The following is a 19,365-nucleotide window of genomic DNA, read 5'->3' on the forward strand; positions in this document are numbered from 1 at the left end:
ACATGTTGAGAAGAGCCATAAAACTTATACGCCGTCACATCCGAAACAACTTGTATTGACAATATACCTGGAATTTATGGACTTAATTGAACCCAGGTTTAAGAACTGACGAAGATGTTCTACGCTGAGCACTTGAAATATGAAGTCTCAATATTATTCGTACACCAACTCATGCCAAGTTTCTGCCTCATACACAAAAAAACCCTTGACCTAATAGTCAGGGTTTTATATGGCTTTCCATAAAAAATTAACGAATGATACGTCTCAACACTTCATGATGATTTTTGATATCCCAACATTACCATCACAGGAGAAGACGAGACTGCCGCCGAAGGAAACAAAAACATCAGCCATATTATGTGGGGATGAGAAATGTTCATGCGTTTTCTTTGCTATAAAAAGATCAAGCAACAAAAGAAATGTCAATGTCGAAGATCGACTGAGCTTACCTTCTTAAAATTAATTGATCCTTACCTCAGTGACTTTATTTTAGGTTTAGCTGCGTGTTACACAAAACGATACCTTGACCAGCAGCTTATTCGCTCTAATTGCCCTCAACAAATTCAACTCATAGAAACTCTGTTAGGGTTTTCGGTAGTTTTCTAGTGGAGAATCGTCATGATATTCCCTAAAGCCATCTCAAGTACTGCGTCGACACTCCCAATTTGTCCGGTAGGCTCGCTTGCAAAATCATCGAACCAGCTTCGGCGAACCTTCATCGTTCGAAAAATAGGTAAATCCGGGGCAAATTTGGTAGTGAAATCTAGGCCTAGTACGAAATCTCGACCAAAGTGAATGTTATGCGAACATTGGATTTAGTTGAAGCCGCTCAATTGCTCAAGATGCACCCGCAAACCGTACTTCAACGTACGCGTACTGGTGATATTCCGGGTGCCAAACCGGGAAAATGCTGGGTATTTATTGAAGAAGATTTGCTCGAATGGCTTCGTTCGCTTTACCATAGCCCGCAGCAGGATGTAGGGCAAGGAGGCAGCAAGCTATGCTCTTTAAAAGAAAGAATAGTCAGTACTGGTGGTACAAATTCACTGACCCCAACGGCAACCCAATACGCCAATCTGCTAAAACTGCCGACAGAAGAAAGGCTCAAGAATTAGCAGACAAACATAAAGCTCAGCTTTGGGACCAAATCAAATTAGGTCATAAACCCGAGTATTGCTGGGAAGATGCAGTCGTCAAATGGATCGATGAATCGCAGAAAAAATCGATTGCTGATGATATCTGCATTTTTCGAAATTTGGATCCGTTTTTACGGGGCATGCCATTGAATCAAATCACTCGGGATGAAGTGGAGAAAGTTATTTCTGGGAAGAGCAAAGATGTTTCTTCCGGGCGAGTCAATCGAATTACGGCGCTCATCAGAGCCGTTCTCAGAAAAGCTGAAAGAGAATGGGGCTGGATCGATAAAGCGCCAGCAATACGCCGCTTAAAGGTCGACGATAAACGTATCCGCTGGATTACAAAAGCGGAAGCGGAGCGTCTCTATCAAGAATTACCCCCTCACCTGGAAGCAATGGCGCGGCTCAGCTTGGCGACCGGCATGCGGGAGGCAAATGTGACCGGCTTGGAATGGAGTCAAATCGATATGCAACGGAAAGTTGCTTGGATTCACCCTGACCAAGCCAAAGCCAAAAAAGCCATTGGCGTTCCTCTTAACGTTGAGGCAATCACCGTCATTCGGCAACAAATTGGCAAACATTCAACTCACGTTTTCAGTTTTAAAGGGATCCCCGTTAAAAAAGCTGGCGGGGCTGCCTGGAAAAAAGCGTTAAAACGTGCAGGAATTGACAATTTTCGTTGGCATGATTTGCGCCACACATGGGCAAGCTGGCATGTCCAAAATGGAACCCCACTCAATATTTTGCAAGAATTGGGCGGGTGGAACACATACGAGATGGTCTTGCGCTATGCTCATTTAGCTCCTGAACATCTTGCGGGTTATGCGGCCAACATTTCGGACAATGCTGGGCACATTTTTGGGCACACAAAAATGGAAGACACAAAAAAAGCAGTTTCGAGTACTCGATAACTGCTTGATATACTTATTAAATAGTGGTGGGTCGTGTGCGATTCGAACGCACGACCATCGCATTAAAAGTGCGGTGCTCTACCAGCTGAGCTAACGACCCAACAAAGATTGACTATTATAATGATATTTCGGGTTTATGCAACTCTTTTTTTATTTATTTTGATATCGAGTCGGATCTTCAATTCCGGCCAACTCGAAACCCGCTTTGCGAAGCCTGCATGCATCGCAAACGCCGCAAGCATTACCGAATTTATCCGCGGAATAGCACGATACTGTCTGGCTGTAATCGACGCTTAATTCCGAACCGGTGCGTATGATATCCGCTTTACTCATTTCGATCAATGGGGCATGTACCAAAAAATGCCCACCTTCTACGCCAGCCTTGGTTGCCAATTCGGCAAGCGATTGAAAAGCTTTGATGAACTCGGGCCGACAATCGGGATAACCGGAATAATCGATTGCATTCACGCCGATAAAAATATCTCTTGAATTCAGGACTTCCGCCCACCCCAACGCAAACGATAAAAAAATCGTATTTCTGGCCGGCACATAAGTAACCGGTATACCTGGCTGCAACGAACTGGGTACGGCGATGTGCTCATCGGTCAAGGCAGAACCGCCAATATCATTTAACCCGATATGAATAATTTTATGATCGATAACGCCGTATTCCGCCGCTATGCGTTTGGCTGCTTGCAATTCGGCATTATGTCTTTGGCCGTAATCGAAACTCAGCGCATAACAGGCGTAACCTTGTTTTTGGGCAAGCGCTAATACAGTAATCGAGTCCAATCCGCCGGATAATAAAACGACCGCTTTTTTTTGCATGATTCTTAACGCCCTTGCGCGTCATTCCACAACAGTTTATGTAACTGAATCTGGAATCTGACCGGTAAATTATCGTTCAGTATTTTTTCGGCTAGTTCTTTTGGGTCCTGCTGCCCCATCGTTGGTGAAAATAATAATTCACAGCGCCGGTCCAAACCATATTGATCGATGATGGCCTTCGACCATTGGTAATCATGGTCATCGCCGATCACAAACTTCACCTGATCGTTGGCTTTCAGATACTCAATGTTATCGAATAGATTTCTGTGAAGCTCGCCTGAACTTGGCGTTTTCAAGTCCATCACTTTAACTATGCGATCGTCGATACTCGACACATCGAGCGCTCCGCTAGTTTCAATCGAGACCTGATAACCCAAATCGGCCAAACGACTCATTAACTCAAGACAAGCGGATTGAGCCAAAGGCTCGCCGCCGGTCACAGTAACGTATTTCGCGCGATATTGGCCGACGCGGCCGATGACTTCATCGATCGACATCCTTTCGCCGCCGCTAAAGGCATAGGCGGTATCGCAATAGACGCACCTCAACGGACATCCGGTCAAGCGAATAAAAACCGTCGGCAAGCCGACAGTATTGGACTCGCCTTGTAACGAATAAAATATCTCAGTGATTTTTAACGAGGACACGGTTACTGATTATTATTTAGCTGCTGTAATTTTTTGGCCGCTAAATGAGCGGCTGTCGTGCCGGGATAGGTTGCGGTAATACGAGTAAAATATTCACGCGCCTTGGCAATGTTATTTTGCTCTAATTCGATATAGCCGAGCTTCAGCAAGCCGTCTCTCACCTTCGGACTATTCGGATAATTCGAAATGAGCTTATTGAATGCTTCGCGCGACAAACTGACTTCGCGGCTCACCTTATAAGCCTCGCCTAACCAATATTGCGCATTATCCGAATACTCTCCCGCCGGATAATCAGTCAAAAATTGTTTAAACTCGGAAATGGCGTTACTGTAATGGCCATTTTTCAAAGTTTCATAAGCCTGCTGATAACGCTGCTTTTCGGACTCGACACTTGCCTGCCTTACCGGTTCCGGTTTTGACGGGACTAATTGCGGTTGTTGTATCACTGGCGCAACTGCAGGTGCAGATTGTGGTGTAGCAGCCGGCTCAGTCGCTGTTTCCGGAATGGATTGAGCGCCAACTCCCGCACTCTCAACAGCTTGAAGTCGCTGATCCAAATCGGAATAAATCGTATTTTGACGCTTTTTCAACTCGGTGATCGTATACGCCTGCTCTTCCACTTGCCCACGCAATTGCTGAACCTCGACTTGCAATTGTTCGACGCGGCCCAGTATTTCATAGAGCGTACTAGCGGCCGAAGGTTTGGGGGCGTTGGCAACAGCGGCTGGATAAGCGGCGTTATCGACCACCGGCGGTAACGGCATTCTTTGCGCGAATACGCTACCGCTAATTGATAACAATAATAGCAGGCGTAATTTCATTATTGACCCTGGTAAAGCAATTCGACGCGGCGATTCAGTTGATGAGCCGATTCATCATGTCCGTCAACGGACGGCTTTTCTTCGCCGTAACTAACGACTTGCAATTGGCTTTCCGATACACCTTGAACTTTCATCATTCTAGCGACCGACTTGGCTCGTTGTTCGCCCAATGCGATATTGTATTCGGATGAACCACGCTCATCGGCATGTCCCTCCAAAGTCAATCGTCTAGTTGGATGCGACAGCAAATATTGTGCGTGCGCTGCGATCACCGGAATAAAATCTTGCTGTACCTGACTGCTGTCGTACATGAAATAAATCGTGCTTTTCGACAATGGATTCGACGGGTCGTTGAATTCGGATCCTAAAAACGCGTTAGGATACTCGGCACTGCCGCTACCGTACCCACTGCCACTGCCACTGCCATAGGTCTCCGAGCCGGATATTCCCGACCCATCGCCATAACCGGATAGACTCGCATCGGCAGTACCGCCCTGCGTTCCGTCCATGAAATCGGTAGCCGTTTCGTCATCCGAACTACAGCCCGTTAATAATGCAGCCGCAATTGCCAACGCCAAGACTGATTGATTCAATTTCATTTAAGTGCTTCTCCAAAAATATAAGCCACTAATATTACAATAATTTGTTAATTTCCAACAGATTGTCCGTTGGCAACATTTGCCGGGCTAAGGCGACCAGGCCGGTTCACGCACCTCACCGCTGTTAAGTACTAATTTTTGTTGCATTCTACCATCGATGGATACGACCGATAAAACCGTTCTCCCACCCTGTTTCGTGGCATAGAGTATTTTGGTGCCGTTCGGCGAAAAACTGGGAGCATCGTCCAAAGGTCCTCCAGTCAACACGTTGATTGTTCTCGACCTCATATCCATCAACGCTATGCGATAATCGCCTTTGTTGCCATGAACCATTGCCAAACTACTACCGTCGCTTGAGAACGACGCTCCCGCATTATATGCGCCATCGAAAGTCAATCGTTTTACCTGACCGCCGCGCGCCGGCATCATATACAGTTGTGGCTTACCTCCGCGGTCGGACGTAAATACGATATGGTTGCCGTCAGGCGACCATACAGGCTCAGTATCGATCGAATAACCGGTAGACAACTTAGTCAGCGAGCGCGAGGATAAATCCAATGTAAAGATATCGGGACTACCATCCTTCGATAGCGTCAACGCCAACTTAGAACCATCCGGCGACCAGGCCGGCGCGCCGTTGATGCCGCGGAAATCGGCCACTCGGGTCCGTTTACCGGTCGCCAGCTCTTGCACATAAATCGCTGACGACTTGCTTTCAAACGATACATAAGCAAGCATCCTTCCATCGGGAGACCACGTCGGAGACATAATCGGTTCATAGGAAGCCGCTACCGCCCTAGGTCCATAACCATCGGCATCAGCCACTTCCAGATTATATTTTCTCCTTCCGTTCGGCTCTTTATTGACCGTAACATAGGCAATACGTCCGCTAAAATCGCCTTTCTTACCGATTAGCTTTTCAAAAATCAGATCGCTAATATGATGAGCCGACTTACGCAGTTCGTTACTCGGAACCGTCATCCGATAACCCAGCATTTGTTCGTTTTTATAAACATCGAACAATTGAAAATTAATATTATACCTTCCGCCTTCCGGTATGACTTGACCGACCACCAAATAGTCTTGACCCAATACCTGCCAATTACGGAAGCGCACTTCCTCCGGCCTTGTCGGCTTCGTCAACATATCCTTGCGCGGCAAAGTATTGAAATAACCGCTACGATTTAAATCGTTATCCACGACCTCGGCGATATCGACCGGAATAGCTGCCTGCCCCGCTTGTCCGCCAAACGGCACGATCGCGATCGGCATCGCTTTTTCCGAACCTTTAGTAATTTGAATGGTTAATTCAGCATGGCTAAGCGATGCATACAACGCGATGAAACTCAAAAGCGTAAAATTTCTTATCGAATAAAGCACGTTTACCTCTTAATACCTGTAATCATTTGGATGGTTGCACCCATCGCTGTTTTCAATTGTTTCAACCGTATACCTTTCGCACTTCAAATTTCGGCAGTGCCGGAGGAGTTCCCCGGGGTGCTAGGTCGATTTTTGCTCCTGCAAAATCGACATTCACGCCATCCATAGAGCTGGCATAGAGCCTATATGGACGTATTTACGGCGTCCTTTGACGGGCACCCCGGGGCCAAATTCTCATCTACGATGGGCATAGAGTTTCCTGATTAGCAAGTTTCTTCAGCTAAAGCCCAAAGATCAGCATATCCTTAGCAGGACGGGGTTCGCAAGCCATGCGCGTCAAGCTAAAACGGCCACCCCACATCACGCTCTTTCCCAAGCTCCAGCTTGGGAAAGACACCCCGGAAGCTCCCCCTTCGACAAGCTCAGGGCAAGCCTTCGACAAGGCTCTCCTGAGCTCAGCCGAAGGGCTCTGGGCAAGAGCTTCCTGAGACCGACACAACCTCCGCACATTCTCAATCAACCCCGACTCGCTCGTTCAATCTTTCTTGATTGTCGGGAAGCTAGAGCTTCCTGAACAGGTTACCCAAGCTGGAGCTTGGGTAACAGCATATTTTAGTTTTTGCGACTACGACTAGCCCCTGCTCGGACACTTGGCTTCGGCAAGCTGAAGCATCTTGCTAATCAGGTAGAGTTTTCAACATCCCGGACAAAATATGAACGTAAAGCTTCTGAACGACGCATAGAGCTCTTTGGGAAATGTTAATGGCGATGCCTTTTTAACCGCATTTTCAGCAGATCGGTCAAACGCCGGATCACCACTGCTTGACACAACCGATGCATCCATTACCGTGCCATCTGAAAGTAAATTGACCCGAATTGTACATTTTAATTGTCCTTGCGACGAAACCGGTCGAATCCAGCTTCTTTCGACTTTAGTTCTAATTTCCGCTATCGCTTTATTTTTAGCATCGCTTAATTCTTGCTGACGTTTAGCTTCGGCTTGTTTTCTAGCTTCTTCGGCTGCCGCTGCAGCCAGCTTTCTAGCCTCTTCTTCCTGTCGCAATTTTTCTGCTTGCTGTCTAGCCAATTCCGATAACCGCTCGGCCTCTCGCTTTTCTGCTTCGGCTTTTTGCCTCGCCAATTCTTCTTGTCGGCGCTTTTCGGCCGCCGCCTCTTCTGCCTTACGCTTTTCTGCTGCTACACGCTCGGCTTCGGCTTTTTGTTTAGCGGCTTCCTCAGCCTTGCGCTTCTCTGCGGCTAATTGTTCGGCCTTTAGTTTTTCCGCTGCTGCCTTTTGTTTCGCCGCTTCATCGGCCTTGCGTTTTTCGGCCGCGACACGTTCGGCTTCGGCTTTTTGCTTGGCCGCTTCTTCCGCTTTACGCTTCTCTGCGGCCACTTGTTCAGCCTTTGCCTTCTCCGCTGCCACTTTTTGTTTCGCCGCTTCATCGGCCTTGCGTTTCTCGGCCGCGACACGTTCGGCTTCGGCTTTTTGCTTGGCCGCTTCTTTCGCTTTACGCTTCTCTGCGGCCACTTGTTCAGCCTTTGCCTTCTCCGCTGCCACTTTTTGCTTGACCGCTTCCTCGGCTTTACGTTTCTCGGCCGCTACACGTTCGGCTTCGGCTTTTTGTTTGGCGGCTTCTTCTGCTTTACGCTTCTCTGCGGCCACTTGTTCGGCCTTTAGTTTGTCCGCAGCCGCTTTTTGTTTCGCCGCTTCCTCGGCTTTACGCTTCTCGGCCGCGACTCGCTCGGCTTCAGTTTTTTGCTTGGCCACTTCCTCGGCTTTGCGTTTCTCGGACGCGACACGTTCGGCTTCGGCTTTTTGTTTGGTGGCTTCTTCCGCTTTACGCTTCTCTGCGGCCACTTGTTCGGCCTTTAGTTTTTCCGCGGCCGCTTTTTGTTTGGCCGCTTCCTCGGCTTTACGTTTCTCCGCAGCTACTTGTTCGGACTTTAGTTTTTCGGCAGCCATTTTTTTTTGCTGCTCGACCAATTGCTGTTGCTTAAGCTTTTCGTCCTCTTGCCGCTGGGCTTCTTCTATTTGGCGTTGCGACTCGAGCAGTTTATTTTGTTGTGTCTTCAGTCGCTCCGCCTCAGCCTGAATCAACGATTCATCGATCACCATCGCTTCAATAATCTCGGGCGCAGGACCGGTCTCAAACACCGGAGATGTCGAATCGAAGCTCAGCATGAATACGCCAAGAAGCAGAACGTGCAGAGTCAGGGCTAGGATAAAAGGCCCGGTTAATTTACGTTTCCTAATCATACGTATTAATGCTGATATGGCTGTGTCATTAATCCTACTTTAGGGACTCCCGCATTTTTTAAGGCCGCCATTGCACTGATGACTTTGCCATAATCGACAAACTGATCACCTCGAATAAATACTTGTATTGCCGGTTTATCCCTAAGCACATCGGCAACCGTGGCCGTCATTTCATCGGCGCCCATCTCCTGGCTTTCCTGTCCAGCCATATCTACATAGAAACGCCCTTCGCGATCGATAGACACGATTACCGGCGGATCGCTCTGCTGCTCAGCAGTCTCGGTGTCTGCTTGCGGCAAATCGACTTCGACCCCGGTCTGAAGCATCGGCGCAGTCACCATGAAAATAATCAACAACACCAAAGTCACGTCGATGTAAGGAACGACATTGATCTCGGCTTTAGGCTTTCTGCGGCCTGATTGTCTGCTGCTCATTGACTGTGTGCCTGCCTTTGCAATAAAACGACAAATTCATCGATAAAGAGTTCATACCGCCCGATCAAACGATCCAAACGACTGGCAAAACGGTTGTAGGCAATTACAGCAGGAATAGCGGCAAACAAACCCATCGCAGTGGCTATCAATGCCTCGGCGATGCCCGGAGCGACTTGAGCCAAGGTTGCTTGTTGCACATTACCCAATGAACGAAATGAATTCATGATTCCCCAAACCGTACCGAACAAACCGACATACGGGCTAATCGATCCGACCGTCGCCAAAAAAGGCAAATGTTCGTCGAGTCTTTCCAGTTCGCGGTTTAACTCGATCTTCATCGCGCGCTGCGCATTCTCGACTTGAATTTCGGGATCAATACCGGCTTTTTTCCGCATCCTCGAATACTCTCGGTAACCCGCTAGAAAAATTTTTTCGATACCTTCCGGTTCGAAATCGGCATCGGTCAGTCTTTTATATAAATCGCTAAGCTCGACACCCGACCAAAACTCCTCTTCAAATTCATCCACGATATCGGTCGCTTTAGCAAGCTCCCTAGTTTTCGAAAAAATATAAGTCCAAGAAACAACTGACGCGACAACTAAGATCAACATCACCAGTTGAACAATAAAACTGGCTTCTTTAATTAAATGAAACAAGGATAAATCAGCATTCATTATGTAATGGCTCTAATAAAATGTCAGGTATGGCTTTGGGCCTCATGTTTTTGGAATCCAAGCAAGCGATACGTACCGTTCCGGTACATAACACATCACTTCCTCGGGTAATGGTTTGCTCGAATATTAGACTGGCTTTTTTAGCTAAAGTCACTATGGCGCTGACATTTATTTGCTCGTTGAAGCGCGCGGGCATTAAATAATCGATCTGAACCGAGCGTACAACAAAAATAATGCCTTGCTCGTCGATCAAGCGATCTTGCTCAAACCCCATTGATCGCAGCATTTCGGTTCGCGCCCGCTCGAAAAATTTTAAATAATTCGCATAGAAAACGACGCCTCCGGCATCGGTATCCTCGTAATAAACCCGAACGGGCCAATTGAATGTGTGCATAGAGATGGTTGTTTAGAGTCTATTTGAGGTGTAAAAGCATGAACGTGAATAGTGAATAGTGAATAGTGAATAGTGAATAGTGAATAGTGAATAGTGAATAGTGAATAGTGAAATGATGCGGCATTTCGACTACTTGTCAAGCGCCGATTTCACCTTTCACCTTTCCTCTCAAGTAAACAACTCGTCGGTCGCACCCATTTGTACCGGCGGCTGCAAGCCGAAATGCAGATAAGCGTTCTGCGTTACGACCCGCCCTCTGGGCGTACGCATGATAAAGCCTTGCTGTAATAAATACGGCTCCAGCACATCTTCGATCGTGCCTCGCTCTTCGCTGATCGCGGCCGCCAATGTATCCAGCCCTACCGGGCCGCCGGCAAAATTGTCGATCATCGTTCTAAGCAATTTTCTATCCAACGCATCAAAGCCGTTGTTATCGACTTTGAGCATCGCCAGCGCTTCACCGGCAATTTGCTCGGAAACCTTACCGTCGCCCTTGACTTCGGCAAAATCGCGCACGCGCCGCAATAATCGATTGGCAATGCGCGGAGTTCCCCTCGAGCGGCGAGCGATTTCATGAGCACCTGCCGATTCGATTACAATTTTCAGTAAATTTGCCGAACGCGTCACAATGGCTGCCAATTCCTCGACCGTGTAAAACTCGAGCCGCTGCACGATGCCGAAACGATCACGCAACGGCGATGTCAAAAGACCCGCGCGAGTCGTCGCGCCGACCAGCGTGAACGGCGGCAAATCAAGTTTGATCGACCGAGCCGCCGGACCCTCGCCGATCATGATGTCGATTTGATAATCCTCCATCGCCGGATACAGCACTTCTTCGACCATTGGACTCAAACGGTGAATTTCGTCGATGAACAAGACATCATGCGCCTCGAGGTTGGTCAATAATGCCGCAAGATCTCCGGCTTTATCGAGCACCGGCCCCGAAGTCTGACGAATATGCACATTCATTTCGGCGGCGATGATGTTGGCCAAGGTGGTTTTACCAAGTCCCGGCGGCCCGAAAATCAGAACATGATCCAATGCTTCCTGACGTCCGAGCGCGGCCCGGATAAAGATATCCATCTGCGTCCGCAGTTCTTGCTGACCGACATAATCCTGTAAACGCTTAGGCCGAATCGCTCGATCCTGGCGTTCTTCATCATTGTTACCTTCGGCACTGATCAAGCGGTCGTTTTGAATCATTTCGCTGCCCCTTGCAGAGCTAATCTGATGATGTCCTCACAACTTTTGCCCTCGGCCGGAATCGCGCGAACCATTCGCCCCGCATCTTGCGGTTTGTAACCCAACGCGCATAACGCGCTAATCGCCTCCTGAATCGGCTGCGCGGCAATCGTCGGTAATATCGTCTCGCCACTTTCGGCCGAAGCCGACGAACCGCCCAATTCGGGTAAGCGGTCGCGCATTTCGATGATCAAGCGCTCGGCGGTCTTTTTGCCGACACCGGGCATACGCACCAAAGACTGAGTATCGTTATTGTGAATACAACGATGAAATTCTTCGGCGCTTTGACCCGACAAAATCGTCAAGGCCAATTTCGGCCCGACACCGTTGACTTTGATCAAGGTTCTGAACATCAAACGATCGGATTCGGACGCAAAACCAAATAGGATATGCGCATCCTCTCTTACAACCAGATGGGTGAACAACTTGACCTCTTCACCGAGTTTGGGCAAGTTATAAAACGTCGTCATCGGCGCTTCGACTTCATAGCCGACGCCATTGACATCGATCACTAGTAACGGCGGCGCCTTACTCGCCAGTTTCCCCCTCAAATAACCGATCATCCGGGCACTCCGAGCCGAAGACGTTGCGCGGTTTGCTGGTAATGGGCATGACACAGGCAAATCCCAAGCGCATCGCCGGCATCGATCTGCATATCACCTTGAAGATTCAACAAAATTTTAACCATGTGCTGGACCTGTGCTTTTTCGGCATTACCCTTGCCAACCAGGGCCTGCTTGACCTGCCTCGCCGCATACTCATAAACCGGCAAACCAGCCGCCTGTACCGCGCAAATAGCAGCCCCCCGGGCCTGACCCAATTTAAGCGCCGAATCGGCGTTTTTATGCATGAAGACTTGTTCTATCGCCATTTGGTCGGGCCGGTAAAGCTCGACCACCTGTACCAGACCTTCGAAAATGCGTTTCAGCCGGTCCGGAAAATAATCCGAACCGACCCTGATACTGCCGCTGGCAATATATTTCGCGCCACGGGGTGAATCTTCGATCACGCCATAACCGGTGATGCGGGACCCCGGGTCTATGCCTAAAATTTTGGTCACTAAGTAATGATATCGGTTGCGTATGAACAGCAAAATAATTTTTTCATTCGAAAAATACTAAAGAGAAAACCCCTATTAGGAACGAGCATGAAATAACTTAGACAACTGTTGGAAGGGGGTTCGGTGGCTCGATTGACAGGTGTCGGCGGCAGGGCAGATTTTTGCTCCTGCAAAATCTGCATTCACGCCATCCATGGCGTTTGCAGATTTTTGCTCCTGCAAAATCTGCATTCATCCCGTCCATGGCAATCAGATTCCGCCGTCAAGCCTACAGGGACGTATTCACCCAGCACCTAAATTCCATAGCCCTTTGGCTATGATAACTATCTCGCATAATTTAGGTGCTAGGTTCACGGAGTCCTGTCAAGCGAGTCACTGAACCTCCGCAAAGCCTACTACTTGTAAAAGTTATTTTATGCATATTCCTTAGGAAAATAGACTTTATGAATCGGAAAGCGATCAATCAGCGGACATTTGCTCCATGATTTCATCGCTGATATCGGCATTCGAATAGACGTTTTGCACATCGTCCAAATCTTCGAGCCGGTCGATCAGCCGCATTAATTTTTCGGCTTCCTCGGCGTTCAACTCGGCACTGGTCGAAGGCTGCATCGTTATCTCGGAATTTTCCGGCGCAAACTCTTTTGCAATCAACGCTTCCTTGACGTCCATATAATTCTCGGGCGCCGTGATCACTTCGATAGAACCGTCGTCATTGGTCACGACATCATCGGCTCCGGCTTCGAGCGCCGCTTCAATTACCGCATCCTCATCGACCGAATCCGGAAAACTGATAATGCCGACTTTGTTGAACAAATAAGCCACCGAGCCGTCGGTACCGAGATTGCCGCCCGCCTTGCTGAAGGCATGACGCACCTCGCCGACCGTACGATTACGATTATCAGTCAAACAATCGACCATGATCGCGACACCGGCCGGTCCATAGCCTTCATAACGTACTTCCTCGTAGTTTTCAGCCTCCAGCGCTCCGGTTGCTTTTTTGATCGTATTGTCGATCGTATCGCGCTTCATATTGGCGTTCAACGCCTTGTCGATCGCGGTGCGCAAGGTCGGGTTCGAAGCCGGATCGCCACCGCCCGCCTTTGCCGCAACTGAAATTTCACGAATCATTTTGGTAAAAATTTTGCCGCGCTTGGCATCCTGCCCGGCCTTCCTATGCTTGATATTTGCCCATTTACTGTGTCCAGCCATTGTGTCTCTCTAAAACTTTTAAAAAACGGCGGATTTTAACATTTCGCCAACGGTTAAGAAATAAATCTAAGCACACCGAGCAACGACGCATCGTCAACGTAGTAATCAGCGTGCTCCCGAACTTTAGGCCTGTCGACTACACCGCCGAAACCGATAAAACACGCGCCGGCCTGCTTCGCTTCCAAGTCGGTATTGCCGTCGCCGACCATTGCCAGCGACAAGCCATTCTGTTTCAAACGGATACAGATTTCGGCTTTACCGCCGGCTCTCGCCAGAACCGAATCGCGGTCGAAATCAATATAAGCCCCGTCTTCATTAAAAAAAACGTCGACCGCATGCACATGATTCTCCGGCACATTCAAAAAAGCCGCCATCGGTAAAATAGATTGTCGAATGCCGCCGCTAACGATATAGACTTCGCGGCAGTCGGCACGCAATCTGGCAAATAACTCGGTAACGCCGTCGACGATTTCGCTCAAATATCGCTCGGCCAGCCAGTCGATCGCCGCTCGATTCGGTTTGATCAAATCCAAACGTTGTCCGTACACGGCCTCCAGCGGCACTTCTCCATTCATCGCGGCATCGGTCAATTTTGCGATAGCCTCGCCTTGCCCTAGGCGCTCGGCCAACTCGTCAATGCCTTCAATCCGACTCAAGGTGCTGTCGAAATCGAAACAAATTCGATCGAATCTCATAAAATAATCTGTGTCGCTTGGAAAACCGCCGGCACATCGCATAACTGGCCGAGTATTTCATCGGTCAAAGGCTCGGAAATGCTAATCACCGCCATGGCTCGCTCTTCTTCGTCAGCCGCACTGACCTCCATGCGCGTAATATTGATATTGGAATTGCCGAGCACAGCACTGATAGCAGAAATCACGCCCGGCTTATCCTCATGACGAGTCACAATCAGGGTGCCTTCAGGAGCGACTTCTATTTCGAAGCGATCGATTTGAACCAGGCGCGGATGCGATTCGCCAAGTAGCGTTCCAGACAAGGCAATCGATTGATCTCCGCAAAAACCGGTAACTTTGACCAACGACAAATAATCGTGTGTTTCCTCGGTTTTCGACTCGACTAAGGCGATACCTTGCCGTTTGGCGATTTTCTCGGCATTGACCCGATTAACAGGGGTCGACAACTTACCAGCCAATAAGCCGACCAAGGCCTCGACCGATACCGGACGAGCCTCGACTTCGGACGCCTTGCCCAATAAGGCAACCTCGACCCGTTCGATCGGCTTCGTCGCCAAGTTGGCCAAGACCTTGCCGAGGATATTGGCCAATCTCATAAACTGGCTGGCTTTTTTTAACTGCTCGGCAGACATTCTCGGCAAATTGAGCGCATTGACCGCCTCGCCGGTCGTTAAGTAGGTCACGGCCTGCCTCGCGATTTCGACACTGACCGCGACTTGCGCTTCACTGGTCGACGCGCCCAGATGCGGCGTAAAAACAATATTATCCAACGCCAACAACGGCGAATTGACCGGTGGTTCATGTTCGTAAACATCCAACGCCGCTCCGGTGATATCATTATTATTGAGCGCATCGTAAAGAGCGGCTTCGTCGATCAAACCGCCTCGGGCGCAGTTAATCAGCATTGCACTCTTTTTCATTCGAGCCAATTGGTTGCGCCCGATAATGTTTTTGGTTTTTTCGATCAACGGACAATGCAAGGTCAAATAATCGGCCTTTTCAATCAACTCGTCGAGATCGACCGGTTTAACGCCATAACTTTCGAAGATTTCCGGGGTAACGAACGGATCGTATGCGATGACCTGCATTCCCAATCCTAAAGCCCGTTGAGAAACGATGCGCCCAATCGTGCCGAAGCCGAGTATCGATAGCGTCTTATGCGCCACTTCGGAGCCCATTAATTTGGAACGCTCCCATTTCCCTGCGCGAATCGAACGGTCGGCAAACGGCAAATGACGACTCAGCGACAACAAATGCGCGATCGCCAGCTCGGCGGTAGTCGTCGCATTGGCATCGGGCGTATTCATAACGATGACGCCTTGTTCGGTTGCGGCGGCCAAATCGACATTATCGACGCCGATACCGGCGCGACCGACAACTTTCAAACGTGAAGCCGCTTTGAGAACTTTCTCGGTCACTTTAGTATCGCTACGAATCAACAAGGCATCGAAATCGCCGATTATTTCGCAAAGACCGTCTTCGTTAAGTCCGGTTTCGATATGAATATGAATATCGTCTCGATCATTCAAATAGTTAATGCCGGCTTCAGCCAACTTGTCGGAGATGAGTATTTTGTACATGGATGTCAATATCTTGAAATGGAGCTCAGAAAGTGCCAACAATTCCCAGTCTAAAAAATTTCGCCGTGTTTAGGGTGCGGGGTATGCCTGTCGAGGAACGCCGTAGACCCATCCATGGGGGCTTGACGGCGGCTAAACGCCAAGGATGGCGTGAATGCAGATTTTGCAGGAGCAAAAATCTGCCCCTGCCGCCGACATCCTCGCCAAGCACACCCCACACCCCTTTTTATCCTCAAATTGGGAATTGCTGAGAAAGTGCATAGCTTAACAGCTTTGCTATAATCGGTTAATCGTAATCAAGCAAAAAAAACAGTTCGAGATCGATTTCGATCGCAAGTCCTGTCAAAATCCCAACAAAACATTAAAAACCCCATGAAAACCAAAGAGTGGTTCATCGGATTGATCGTCGCCGGTTTAATCGCATCAGCCGCCTGGATCGCGCTCAACCCGGCATCGATAGCGGCCCCCGACATTACGTTCATGAGTATTACCGGAGAAAAAATCAACCTGAAGGATTGGCATGGTAAACCGGTCATCGTCACCTTCTGGGCTACCGACTGCCCTGGCTGCATCAAGGAAATTCCGCATTTGATTGAATTGTACAGGGACTATCATGAGCGCGGCTTAGAAATAATAGCGGTAGCAATGTACTATGACCCACCGAACCATGTCCTCGAAATGACCCGCGCCAAGCAACTACCTTACACGGTCGCACTCGATCTTAAGGCCGAGCACGCCAAGGCCTTCGGCGACGTGCGCCTAACCCCAACAACCTTTTTAATCAAGCCGGACGGCACGATTGCTTTGCATAAAATAGGCGCATTCGACCTAAAGGATATGAAAAATCGCATTGATTCTTTTATCCTAGATTCAGCAGTTTCCTACCTCGTTCCCAAGCTGGAGCTTGGGAACGAGAAACTTCCTGTTCTTCATGGTTAAATGCTCTCCTAATCGCACACACAACTAAAAGGTTGATTTATGCTCTGGTTAAAAGCCTTACATCTGATTTTCATGGTTACCTGGTTCGCTGGTCTGTTTTATTTACCGCGACTTTTCGTCTATCACGCGATGAGCAACGACGACATCAGCAACGAACGTTTCAAAATTATGGAACGAAAACTCTTTTTCGGCATCATGACGCCGGGCATGATGGTCACGTTTATCTTCGGCATCTGGATGCTGATCGATTATGCCTGGGCGCTTTACGGACAAAACGGCTGGCTGCATGCCAAATTGGCGTTGTTACTGCTACTGGTGATCTATCATATTTTCTGCGGCATTTGGCTATTCGACTTCAAACACGACCGTAACCGCCGCTCCCATGTTTATTACCGTTGGATGAACGAAGTGCCGGTGCTGTTTTTAGTCGGCATCGTAATACTGGCCGTCGTCAAACCGTTTTGATTCCTTCTCCGCGAAAAATGAAACTCGACATTTGCTCTGATCGCACAGCGAAAGTCAGGCTGAACCACGCGAAGTTTATTTCTATTTGCGGCAAATTTTTTTAAGCCACCCAATTAACCTAAATTCGGTAGTTTAACAATGAAGCAATTGAAGTTTATACAACATTTCAAGAGATTATTCATAGATTTTGAACAATCTTTCCGGAGAGTAGAATTGTTTTGCGAAGCCACAGCAACCCATTGAATTAACTTCTTATTCTTCATGATCTTCATGGTGAAATGCTTTTTCTAGGATTAACCCTAATATGACCACTACACGCCCTACCGTTCTTTGCTTTTCCGGCCACGACCCCAGCGGCGGGGCCGGCATACAAGCCGATATCGAAACCTTGATCAGCCACCGCTGCCATGCCGCCAGCGTCATAACGGCTTTGACCGAACAAGATACGGGTAATGTCAAAAAACTCATTCCGCAAAAACCCGGCGACATCGTTGACCAAGCCAATACTCTATTGGCTGACTTATCGATACAAGCAATCAAAATCGGCCTAATCGGGCATCATGAAACCGCCAAGGCCATTCACACGATCCTTGAGCAACATCCCAACATTCCGGTCGTTCTCGATCCGGTTCTGGCGGCCGGCGGCGGAACCGAACTAGCCGGCGAGCAATTGATAGACACTATCAACGACCTGTTATTGCCCTGCACAACCGTACTAACGCCCAATAGCGTCGAAGCGCGCAAACTGAGCGGCCGGCAAGATCTCAATGACGCCGCGTTGAGTTTATTAGATAAAGGTTGCCAATATGTATTGGTCACCGGCACGCACGAACAAAGCGACACCGTGTGCAACCGGCTGTATCATGATGGCGCGCTACTCGAGTCGTTTCATTGGGAGCGTCTCCCACACAGTTATCACGGTTCCGGCTGCACACTGGCGTCCGCGATTGCCGCAATGATCGCTCATGGACTCGCGCCATTTTCAGCGGTCAACGAAGCTCAAGACTATACCTGGAACGCTCTCGAAAATGCTTATCGGCCCGGAAAAGGCCAGCACAACCCGAATCGACTTTTTTGGATGGAAAACGACGCATGAACATGCCTAAACGCGGGCTTTACGCGATTACTCAAACCGATAACAAAACAGTTGAAACCATCATTGAAGAAGTTACCGCCGCGATACGCGGCGGCGCGGTGATGGTGCAATACCGAGACAAAAACCCTTCCGACACCTTGAAACTCGCCAAGGCGCTACTCGAAACCTGTCATGCGGCCAATGTACCCTTGATCGTCAATGACGATATCGAGCTGGCTGCAACGATCGGCGCGGACGGCGTCCATCTCGGCAAGGATGATGAAGATATTGTCTTGGCCAGACATCGGCTTGGAGTCAATGCCATCGTCGGCATTTCTTGTTACGACAGTATCGAGCGAGCCCTGGAAGCCGAAAAATTAGGCGCCAGTTACGCGGCATTCGGACGCTTTTATGCTTCCGGCACCAAACCGCTTGCCTCACCGGCAAAACTGGAAACACTGCAACTTGCCAAGCAAAAATTGACAATTCCTATCGTCGCGATCGGCGGCATCCTACCTGAGAACGGCCAATTATTGATCGATGCCGGCGCCGATTTGCTGGCCGTAGTCGGTGGCCTGTATGGCCGGGACACTGAGCAATCGGCAAAAATGTTTAACTCATTATTCGAGCGCTCAAACCCATGAACAAATCGCAGCCTTTGCTTGGTTTCGGACAATACGCTGTGCTTGTCCCCTTACTAATAACGGCCTGCGCCGCGAATACCGGCCCAATACGACAACAAGGCAAACAATTGGCTTTCGACCGAGACAAAGGCAATTGCCTTGCCTGCCATGCCATCGAAGACGGCGAATCGCCCGGCAATATCGGTCCGCCGCTAAACAACCTGAGCGCCCGCTTCAAAACTCGGCAACAATTGAAACAACAAATCCGGGATGCGAGCGTTTTCAATCCGGAAACCAGCATGCCGCCATACGGACGCAATAAAATACTGACCGACGAAGAGCTCGATCAAGTGGTCGACTATTTATGGTCGCTCGAATAACTATACTTCG

23 protein-coding genes and 1 tRNA gene are annotated in these 19,365 nt (G+C 49.0%); 7 read left to right on the forward strand and 17 right to left on the reverse strand.

Translation table 11 applies throughout. The annotated features are described in order from the left end of the window. Nucleotides 1-800 precede the first annotated feature (800 nt). Both ACINK7_RS17625 and ACINK7_RS17630 read left to right on the forward strand, forming a co-directional pair. Entirely contained in the window at nt 801-1,115 is a 315-nt protein-coding gene (locus ACINK7_RS17625) for a helix-turn-helix domain-containing protein (RefSeq protein WP_404357274.1), read from the forward strand. After that, nucleotides 1,001-2,047 (forward strand): tyrosine-type recombinase/integrase, encoded by a 1,047-nt coding sequence (locus ACINK7_RS17630; protein WP_404357276.1) that lies wholly within the window; start codon nt 1,001-1,003, stop codon nt 2,045-2,047. The genes ACINK7_RS17625 and ACINK7_RS17630 overlap by 115 nt, the downstream gene beginning before the upstream one ends. Before the next feature lie 24 nt (nt 2,048-2,071). Here the strand turns inward: ACINK7_RS17630 and ACINK7_RS17635 are convergent. The 17 genes from ACINK7_RS17635 to serA form a co-directional block, all read right to left on the reverse strand. Further along, a tRNA-Lys gene (locus ACINK7_RS17635) sits at nt 2,072-2,147 on the reverse strand. 50 nt (nt 2,148-2,197) lie between these two features. Next, nucleotides 2,198-2,875: a 7-cyano-7-deazaguanine synthase QueC gene (queC, locus tag ACINK7_RS17640; protein WP_404357278.1), complete on the reverse strand. Its 678-nt coding sequence runs from the start codon at nt 2,873-2,875 to the stop codon at nt 2,198-2,200. Between the two features lie 5 nt (nt 2,876-2,880). Next, entirely contained in the window at nt 2,881-3,522 is a 642-nt protein-coding gene (queE, locus tag ACINK7_RS17645; protein WP_404357280.1) for a 7-carboxy-7-deazaguanine synthase QueE, read from the reverse strand. Between the two features lie 2 nt (nt 3,523-3,524). Beyond that, nucleotides 3,525-4,343, reverse strand: a complete 819-nt coding sequence (gene ybgF / locus ACINK7_RS17650; protein ID WP_404357282.1) for a tol-pal system protein YbgF — start codon at nt 4,341-4,343, stop codon at nt 3,525-3,527. After that, a complete protein-coding gene (gene pal, locus ACINK7_RS17655) occupies nt 4,343-4,942 on the reverse strand; it encodes a peptidoglycan-associated lipoprotein Pal (RefSeq protein ID WP_404357284.1) in 600 nt (199 codons plus the stop codon). Before pal ends, ybgF begins: the two co-directional genes overlap by 1 nt. An 87-nt stretch (nt 4,943-5,029) precedes the next feature. Next, the gene (tolB, locus tag ACINK7_RS17660; RefSeq protein ID WP_404357285.1) at nt 5,030-6,292 is read right to left on the reverse strand and encodes a Tol-Pal system beta propeller repeat protein TolB; all 1,263 of its coding nucleotides are present in this window, start codon (nt 6,290-6,292) and stop codon (nt 5,030-5,032) included. Between the two features lie 724 nt (nt 6,293-7,016). Continuing rightward, nucleotides 7,017-8,582, reverse strand: a complete 1,566-nt coding sequence (tolA, locus tag ACINK7_RS17665; RefSeq protein ID WP_404357286.1) for a cell envelope integrity protein TolA — start codon at nt 8,580-8,582, stop codon at nt 7,017-7,019. Between the two features lie 5 nt (nt 8,583-8,587). After that, nucleotides 8,588-9,016 carry a protein TolR gene (gene tolR, locus ACINK7_RS17670; RefSeq protein WP_404357288.1) on the reverse strand — a complete coding sequence of 143 codons (429 nt, stop codon included), beginning with the start codon at nt 9,014-9,016 and terminating at the stop codon, nt 8,588-8,590. Beyond that, entirely contained in the window at nt 9,013-9,690 is a 678-nt protein-coding gene (gene tolQ / locus ACINK7_RS17675; RefSeq protein WP_404357290.1) for a protein TolQ, read from the reverse strand. The genes tolR and tolQ overlap by 4 nt, the downstream gene beginning before the upstream one ends. Continuing rightward, a complete protein-coding gene (ybgC, locus tag ACINK7_RS17680; RefSeq protein WP_404357292.1) occupies nt 9,680-10,084 on the reverse strand; it encodes a tol-pal system-associated acyl-CoA thioesterase in 405 nt (134 codons plus the stop codon). The genes tolQ and ybgC overlap by 11 nt, the downstream gene beginning before the upstream one ends. Nucleotides 10,085-10,252: 168 nt before the next feature. Continuing rightward, entirely contained in the window at nt 10,253-11,287 is a 1,035-nt protein-coding gene (gene ruvB, locus ACINK7_RS17685; RefSeq protein ID WP_404357294.1) for a Holliday junction branch migration DNA helicase RuvB, read from the reverse strand. Continuing rightward, nucleotides 11,284-11,889: a Holliday junction branch migration protein RuvA gene (ruvA, locus tag ACINK7_RS17690; protein WP_404357296.1), complete on the reverse strand. Its 606-nt coding sequence runs from the start codon at nt 11,887-11,889 to the stop codon at nt 11,284-11,286. The genes ruvB and ruvA overlap by 4 nt, the downstream gene beginning before the upstream one ends. Next, nucleotides 11,886-12,386 (reverse strand): crossover junction endodeoxyribonuclease RuvC, encoded by a 501-nt coding sequence (ruvC, locus tag ACINK7_RS17695; RefSeq protein WP_404357298.1) that lies wholly within the window; start codon nt 12,384-12,386, stop codon nt 11,886-11,888. Before ruvC ends, ruvA begins: the two co-directional genes overlap by 4 nt. 75 nt (nt 12,387-12,461) lie before the next feature. Beyond that, nucleotides 12,462-12,617 (reverse strand): hypothetical protein, encoded by a 156-nt coding sequence (locus ACINK7_RS17700; RefSeq protein ID WP_404357300.1) that lies wholly within the window; start codon nt 12,615-12,617, stop codon nt 12,462-12,464. A gap of 228 nt (nt 12,618-12,845) precedes the next feature. Further along, on the reverse strand, nt 12,846-13,598 hold the full coding sequence (locus tag ACINK7_RS17705) for a YebC/PmpR family DNA-binding transcriptional regulator (protein WP_404357301.1): 753 nt from the start codon (nt 13,596-13,598) through the stop codon (nt 12,846-12,848). Nucleotides 13,599-13,651: 53 nt separating this feature from the next. Then, complete coding sequence (locus ACINK7_RS17710) at nt 13,652-14,293, reverse strand: HAD-IB family phosphatase (RefSeq protein ID WP_404357303.1); 642 nt, start codon at nt 14,291-14,293, stop codon at nt 13,652-13,654. After that, entirely contained in the window at nt 14,290-15,873 is a 1,584-nt protein-coding gene (serA, locus tag ACINK7_RS17715; RefSeq protein ID WP_404357305.1) for a phosphoglycerate dehydrogenase, read from the reverse strand. Before serA ends, ACINK7_RS17710 begins: the two co-directional genes overlap by 4 nt. Before the next feature lie 372 nt (nt 15,874-16,245). On the opposite strand from serA, the gene ACINK7_RS17720 reads away from it, so the two are divergent. From ACINK7_RS17720 to soxX, 5 genes are all read left to right on the forward strand, one after another. Continuing rightward, a complete protein-coding gene (locus ACINK7_RS17720; protein ID WP_404357306.1) occupies nt 16,246-16,812 on the forward strand; it encodes a peroxiredoxin family protein in 567 nt (188 codons plus the stop codon). 39 nt (nt 16,813-16,851) lie between these two features. Further along, complete coding sequence (gene hemJ / locus ACINK7_RS17725) at nt 16,852-17,277, forward strand: protoporphyrinogen oxidase HemJ (protein ID WP_404357308.1); 426 nt, start codon at nt 16,852-16,854, stop codon at nt 17,275-17,277. 304 nt (nt 17,278-17,581) lie between these two features. Continuing rightward, nucleotides 17,582-18,373: a hydroxymethylpyrimidine/phosphomethylpyrimidine kinase gene (locus tag ACINK7_RS17730; protein ID WP_404357310.1), complete on the forward strand. Its 792-nt coding sequence runs from the start codon at nt 17,582-17,584 to the stop codon at nt 18,371-18,373. Further along, nucleotides 18,370-18,996, forward strand: a complete 627-nt coding sequence (gene thiE, locus ACINK7_RS17735) for a thiamine phosphate synthase (RefSeq protein WP_404357312.1) — start codon at nt 18,370-18,372, stop codon at nt 18,994-18,996. Before ACINK7_RS17730 ends, thiE begins: the two co-directional genes overlap by 4 nt. Next, complete coding sequence (gene soxX, locus ACINK7_RS17740) at nt 18,993-19,355, forward strand: sulfur oxidation c-type cytochrome SoxX (RefSeq protein ID WP_404357314.1); 363 nt, start codon at nt 18,993-18,995, stop codon at nt 19,353-19,355. The genes thiE and soxX overlap by 4 nt, the downstream gene beginning before the upstream one ends. Nucleotides 19,356-19,365 lie beyond the last annotated feature (10 nt).

This window comes from Methylotuvimicrobium sp. KM1 (assembly GCF_044788715.1).
Lineage (GTDB): Bacteria > Pseudomonadota > Gammaproteobacteria > Methylococcales > Methylomonadaceae > Methylotuvimicrobium.

Bases quoted from the DNA above. Each gene is read 5' to 3' on its own strand.
- ACINK7_RS17625 (WP_404357274.1), top strand. From the start codon at position 801: ATGCGAACATTGGATTTAGTTGAAGCCGCTCAATTGCTCAAGATGCAC.
- ACINK7_RS17630 (WP_404357276.1), top strand. From the start codon at position 1,001: ATGCTCTTTAAAAGAAAGAATAGTCAGTACTGGTGGTACAAATTCACT.
- queC (WP_404357278.1), bottom strand. From the start codon at position 2,875: ATGCAAAAAAAAGCGGTCGTTTTATTATCCGGCGGATTGGACTCGATT.
- ybgF (WP_404357282.1), bottom strand. From the start codon at position 4,343: ATGAAATTACGCCTGCTATTATTGTTATCAATTAGCGGTAGCGTATTC.
- pal (WP_404357284.1), bottom strand. From the start codon at position 4,942: ATGAAATTGAATCAATCAGTCTTGGCGTTGGCAATTGCGGCTGCATTA.
- tolA (WP_404357286.1), bottom strand. From the start codon at position 8,582: ATGATTAGGAAACGTAAATTAACCGGGCCTTTTATCCTAGCCCTGACT.
- tolR (WP_404357288.1), bottom strand. From the start codon at position 9,016: ATGAGCAGCAGACAATCAGGCCGCAGAAAGCCTAAAGCCGAGATCAAT.
- tolQ (WP_404357290.1), bottom strand. From the start codon at position 9,690: ATGAATGCTGATTTATCCTTGTTTCATTTAATTAAAGAAGCCAGTTTT.
- ybgC (WP_404357292.1), bottom strand. From the start codon at position 10,084: ATGCACACATTCAATTGGCCCGTTCGGGTTTATTACGAGGATACCGAT.
- ruvB (WP_404357294.1), bottom strand. From the start codon at position 11,287: ATGATTCAAAACGACCGCTTGATCAGTGCCGAAGGTAACAATGATGAA.
- ruvA (WP_404357296.1), bottom strand. From the start codon at position 11,889: ATGATCGGTTATTTGAGGGGGAAACTGGCGAGTAAGGCGCCGCCGTTA.
- ACINK7_RS17700 (WP_404357300.1), bottom strand. From the start codon at position 12,617: ATGCAGATTTTGCAGGAGCAAAAATCTGCAAACGCCATGGATGGCGTG.
- ACINK7_RS17705 (WP_404357301.1), bottom strand. From the start codon at position 13,598: ATGGCTGGACACAGTAAATGGGCAAATATCAAGCATAGGAAGGCCGGG.
- ACINK7_RS17710 (WP_404357303.1), bottom strand. From the start codon at position 14,293: ATGAGATTCGATCGAATTTGTTTCGATTTCGACAGCACCTTGAGTCGG.
- serA (WP_404357305.1), bottom strand. From the start codon at position 15,873: ATGTACAAAATACTCATCTCCGACAAGTTGGCTGAAGCCGGCATTAAC.
- ACINK7_RS17720 (WP_404357306.1), top strand. From the start codon at position 16,246: ATGAAAACCAAAGAGTGGTTCATCGGATTGATCGTCGCCGGTTTAATC.
- hemJ (WP_404357308.1), top strand. From the start codon at position 16,852: ATGCTCTGGTTAAAAGCCTTACATCTGATTTTCATGGTTACCTGGTTC.
- ACINK7_RS17730 (WP_404357310.1), top strand. From the start codon at position 17,582: ATGACCACTACACGCCCTACCGTTCTTTGCTTTTCCGGCCACGACCCC.
- thiE (WP_404357312.1), top strand. From the start codon at position 18,370: ATGAACATGCCTAAACGCGGGCTTTACGCGATTACTCAAACCGATAAC.
- soxX (WP_404357314.1), top strand. From the start codon at position 18,993: ATGAACAAATCGCAGCCTTTGCTTGGTTTCGGACAATACGCTGTGCTT.